Genomic DNA, 5,360 nt, shown 5'->3' with positions numbered 1-5,360 from the left:
CACGACCCCGTCGAGACCCTCTACGCGGCCCTCGGCCGACTCCACGTGGACGGCGCCCGGATCGACTGGCACACCGTCCTCGGTCGCGGCAGCCTCGTCGACCTGCCGACGTACGCCTTCCAGCACGAGCACTACTGGCTGACCCCGGTCGGCCGGCCGGAGCGCGGCGGCCACCCCCTGCTGCCCGAGGTCCGCGAACTGCCCGGCGCGGGCGGGCTGTTGCTCAGCGGCACACTGTCCGGCGCGGCTCCCGGCTGGCTCGGCGACCATGTGGTGTCCGGCGAGGTCCTCGTGCCCGCCACCGCTTTCCTCGAAGCGGCCCTGCACGTCGGAGCCCGTATCGGGTGCCCTGTCGTGGAGGAACTGGTCGTCGAGGCGCCGATCGCGCCGGGGTCCGGCGGGACCGTGACCTGGCAGGTCTGGGCGGAGCGGCCCGGCGACGACGGACGGTGCCGCGTCACCGTCCATGCCCGCCGGGGCGACGAGCCGTGGACCCGGCACGCCAGCGGCACGCTCGGGCCGGCCGTCGGGCGGCCGCCGGTCACGGCCCAGGACGACCTGTCCGTCTGGCCGCCGAACGGCGCCGCGCCGGTCGACGTCGAGGCGCTGTATCCACGGCTGGCCGCCGCCGGCTTCGACTACGGGCCCGCCTTCCAAGGGCTGCGCCGCGCCTGGCGCCGCGGGGACGATGTCTTCGCCGAGGCCGTCCTCGATCCCGGCACCCCGACCGCGCGGTACGGCCTGCACCCGGCACTGTTCGACGCGGCCCTGCACGCCGCGGGCCTGCTCGGCGACCGTACGGCCGGGGAACTGCCCTTCGCCTGGCACGGCGTCACGCTCCACACCCCCGGCGCCGGTGCGCTGCGCGTCAGGCTGTCCGCCGCGGGGGACCAGGCCGTCGCCGCAGAGATCGCGGACGGTGACGGTGACCCCGTCGCGTCGGTGGCGTCCCTCGTACTGCGTGGCCTCCCCGGCCGGACCCCCGAGCTGTACCACGTGGAGTGGAACCCCTTCCCGATGCCGGACGAGGGGGTCGCCTGCACCACCGCGGGGACCCTCGACGCGCCGCTGCCGGCCGGCGGTCCGTCCGAGGCCGTCGTGGTCGCCTGCGACGGCGCGGCGCAGGCACTCGACCTCGTCCAGCGCCGACTCGCCCGGCCCGACGACGCTCCCCTCGTCGTGACCACCCGCGGCGGCGTCCTGACCGGGGACACCGATCCCGCTGTCGACGTCGGTGCCGCGTCGGTGTGGGGCCTGCTGCGGACCGTGCAGGCGGAGCACCCCGGCCGCTTCACCTTGGTCGATCTGGACGGGCACCCGGACTCCGCCGCCGCGCTCGGCCGCGCGCTCGCCACCGCCGAACCGCAACTGGCGCTCCGGCGAGGGGAGGCGCGGGTGCCGGCGCTCGCCCGGGTCCACGACGACGACCTGCTGCGGCTGCCCCCCGGCCGCGAGGGATGGCGACTGGACGTCGCGCCGCGCGGCAGCCTCGACGCGCTGACGACGGCTCCGGCGGAGCACCGACCGCTCGGTGCGCTGGACGTGCGGATCGCCGTCCGGGCGGCGGGCGTCAACTTCCGCGACGTGCTGATCGCGCTGGACGTCTATCCCGGGGCCGCCGAGATGGGCAATGAGGCAGCCGGCGTGGTGATCGAGACCGGCGCGGACGTGCGCCGACTGGCGCCCGGCGACCGGGTGTTCGGGATCGTCCCCGGCGCGTTCGGACCGACGGCCGTAGCCGACAGCAGGATGCTGGCCCCGGTCCCGGACGGCTGGTCGTTCGCGACCGCCGCGTCGGTGCCGATCGCCTTCCTCACCGCCCACCACGCGCTGGTGGCCGAAGCGGGCCTGCGGCAGGGGGAGTCGGTGCTGGTGCACGCCGCCGCGGGCGGCGTCGGCATGGCGGCCGTCCAGCTCGCCCACCACCTCGGCGCCACGGTGTACGCCACCGCGAGCCCGCCGAAGTGGGGTGCCGTGGAAGCGCTGGGCGTGCCGGCGGACCGCATCGCGTCCTCCCGCGATCTGGAGTTCGAACAGCGCTTCGCGCCCGGTGTCGATGTCGTACTCGACTCCCTGTCCGGCGAGTTCGTCGACGCCTCGCTGCGGCTGCTGCCCCGCGGCGGCCGGTTCGTCGAAATGGGCAAGACCGATCTGCGCGACCCCGGCGAGGTCGCACGCGCCCATCCCGGCGTCCGGTACCGGGCGTTCGATCTGACGGACACCCCGCCCGAGCGCATCGCGGAGATGCTCGCCGAGTTGGTCGGTCTGTTCGAGGCAGGGGTGCTCGCACCGCTGCCGACGACCGTCTGGGACATCCGCCGCGCGCCCGCCGCGTTCCGCCACATCAGCCAGGCCCGGCACACGGGCAAGGTCCTGCTCACCCTGCCGACACCCCTGGACCCGGACGGCACCGTCCTGGTCACCGGCGGCACCGGCGCGCTCGGCACCCTCGTCGCCCGGCACCTGATCACCGAACACGGCGTACGGCACCTGCTGCTGGCCGGCCGCGCCGGTCGGCCGGTCGGCCTGGACGGCCTCGGTGCCACCGTCGACGTCGTCGCCTGCGACGTCACCGACCGCGCGGCCCTCGCCGCGCTGCTGGCCGGCATCCCGGCCGACCGGCCGCTGACCGCCGTCGTACACGCCGCGGGCGTCGTCGACGACGGGCCGGTCGAGTCGCTGACACGGCGCCGCCTCCACGATGTGTTCGCCCCCAAGGCGGACGGCGCGCGCCATCTGGACGAGCTGACCCGGGACGTGGACCTCGCCGAGTTCGTGCTGTTCTCGTCGGGTTCCGGCATTCTCGGCAATCCCGGGCAGGCGCACTACGGCGCCGCCAACACGGCGCTGGACGCGATCGCCGAGCGGCGCCGGGCCGAGGGCCTGCCCGCGCGCTCCCTCGCGTGGGGTCTGTGGGACGCCGTCGGTTCGATGGCGGGGACGCTCTCGGACACCGACCGGGCGCGGCTGGCCCGCGACGGGATCGTGCCGCTGTCCCCGCCCCATGCCCTGGATCTGCTCGACGCGGCGCTCGACCGCGACGAGGCCGTGCTCGCCCCCATCGGGCTCGATCCGTCCGCGCCCGGCGTCGCCACGGCCTCGCCGTTGCTGCGCCGGCTCGCCGGGACCGCACCCGCCTTACGCCGCAGCCGGGCGCCGCTCGCCGTCCGGCTCTCCGACGCCGCCGCTCCGGAGCGCGGGCGGCTCCTGCTCGACCTGGTCCTCGACCTGACCGCCGCGGTGCTGGGGCACCGAGGCGGCCCCGCGGTCGATCCGGCGCAGCCGTTCCGTGCGCAGGGTTTCGACTCCCTGACGTCGGTCGAGCTGCGCAACCGGCTCGACGCGGCGACGGGACTGCGCCTTCCCGCCACCGTCGTCTTCGACCACCCCACGCCGCAGGCGGTCGCCGACCACCTGGACTCGCTGCTCGGCGTCCCGGCGCCCGCTCTGCCTGCCACGCCCCCCTCGGCCCGGTCCGTCACTGCCGAGCCGGTCGCGGTCGTGGCGATGGGGTGCCGGTTCCCCGGCGGGGTGGCGTCACCGGAGGACCTGTGGGAACTGGTCCATGACGGCGCCGACGCCGTCACCGCGTTCCCGGCGGACCGCGGCTGGGACCTCGCCCGGCTGGCGGATCCCGACCCGGGCCGCACCGATACGAGCGCCACCCGGTTCGGCGGTTTCCTGCACGACGCCGCCGATTTCGACGCGGAGTTCTTCGGTATTTCGCCGCGGGAGGCGCTGGCGATGGATCCGCAGCAGCGTTTGCTGCTGGAGGTGTCGTGGGAGGCGTTGGAGCGCGCGGGTGTGGCGCCGGGGTCGTTGCGGGGCTCCGCCACCGGCGTCTTCGTCGGCGCCTTCGCCCAGGAGTACGGCACGCTGCTCGACACGCCAGCCGAACTCGCCGGCCACATGGGCACCGGCCGCGCCCCCAGCGTCGCCTCCGGCCGGATCGCCTACACCTTCGGGCTGGAGGGTCCGGCGGTCACCGTGGACACGGCGTGTTCGTCGTCGCTGGTGGCCATGCACCTCGCCGCGCAGTCGCTCCGCTCGGGTGAGTGCGACCTGGCGCTGGCCGGCGGCGTCACCGTGATGGCGACCCCGGAGATCTTCGTGGAGTTCTCCCGCCAGCGCGGCCTGTCCGCCGATGGCCGGTGCAAGGCGTTCTCCGCGGACGCGGACGGCACGGGGTGGTCGGAGGGTGCGGGCATGCTTGTGCTGGAACGGCTCAGCGACGCGGAGCGCAACGGTCACCCGGTTCTCGCCCTGGTACGCGGCTCGGCAGTGAATTCCGACGGTGCGTCGAACGGTCTGACGGCGCCGAACGGCCTCTCCCAGCAGCGGGTGATCCGGGCGGCGTTGGCGAACGCCGGGCTGTCGGCGGCGGATGTGGACGCGGTGGAGGCGCACGGCACGGGGACCCGGCTGGGCGATCCGATCGAGGCGCAGGCCCTGCTGGCGACGTACGGGCAGGATCGCGAACAGCCCGTGTGGCTGGGGTCGTTGAAGTCCAACATCGGCCACGCCCAGGCGGCGGCGGGTGTCGGCGGTGTGATCAAGATGGTCATGGCCATGCGCCACGGCGCTGTCCCGCGGACGCTCCACATCAGCGCCCCGACCCCCGAGGTGGACTGGGACACCGGCCGGGTGCGGCTGGCCGTGGAGAAGACGCCGTGGCCCGAGACCGGCCGGGTACGCCGCGCCGGCGTCTCCTCGTTCGGCGTCAGCGGCACCAACGCCCACGTGATCCTCGAACAGGGCCCGGAACCATCCGTTCCGCCGACCGCCGACGAACCTGCCGTGGTGCCCGTGGTCCTCTCCGCCCGGACCCCCGAAGCCCTCCGCGACCAGGCGGCCTTGCTGCTCTCCTCCTTGCGGGAGCGCCCCGCGACGACGCCGGCCGCCGTGGCCAGGGCGCTGTCGGCCCGGCGCCCCGCCTTCGAGTCCCGCGCCGTCCACGTCGTCGGCGACACCGCCGAACTCTCCGCGGCCCTGGCCGCGCTCGCCGCCGGGGAAGCGGACGCGCGCACCGTCACCGGCAGCGCCGTAGGAACTCCCGGCGCGGTGTTGGTGTTTCCGGGTCAGGGGTCGCAGTGGGTGGGGATGGGGTTGGAGTTGGCGGGGGTTTCGGGGGTTTTCGCGGAGCGGTTGGCGCAGTGCGGTGATGCGTTGTCGGGGTTTGTGGAGTGGTCGCCGGCGCAGGTGCTGGGGGGTTTGCGGGGTGGTCTGCTGGAGCGGGTTGATGTGGTGCAGCCGGTGTTGTGGGCGGTGATGGTGTCGTTGGCGGCGGTGTGGGAGTCCGTGGGTGTGGTGCCGGTGGCGGTGGTGGGGCATTCGCAGGGGGAGATCGCGGCTGCGTGTGT

General features: G+C 75.1%; 1 protein-coding gene. It reads left to right on the top strand.

Annotated elements, in window-relative coordinates:
* A partial coding sequence (locus IEY86_RS35475; protein ID WP_189136022.1) for a type I polyketide synthase occupies nt 1–5,360 on the top strand: 5,360 nt, incomplete at both ends.

Origin of the sequence: Wenjunlia tyrosinilytica (assembly GCF_014646055.1) — a bacterium.
Lineage (GTDB): Bacteria > Actinomycetota > Actinomycetes > Streptomycetales > Streptomycetaceae > Wenjunlia > Wenjunlia tyrosinilytica.
Note: the sequence above shows the minus strand (reverse complement) of the source record. Positions and strands in the feature narration are given on the sequence as shown.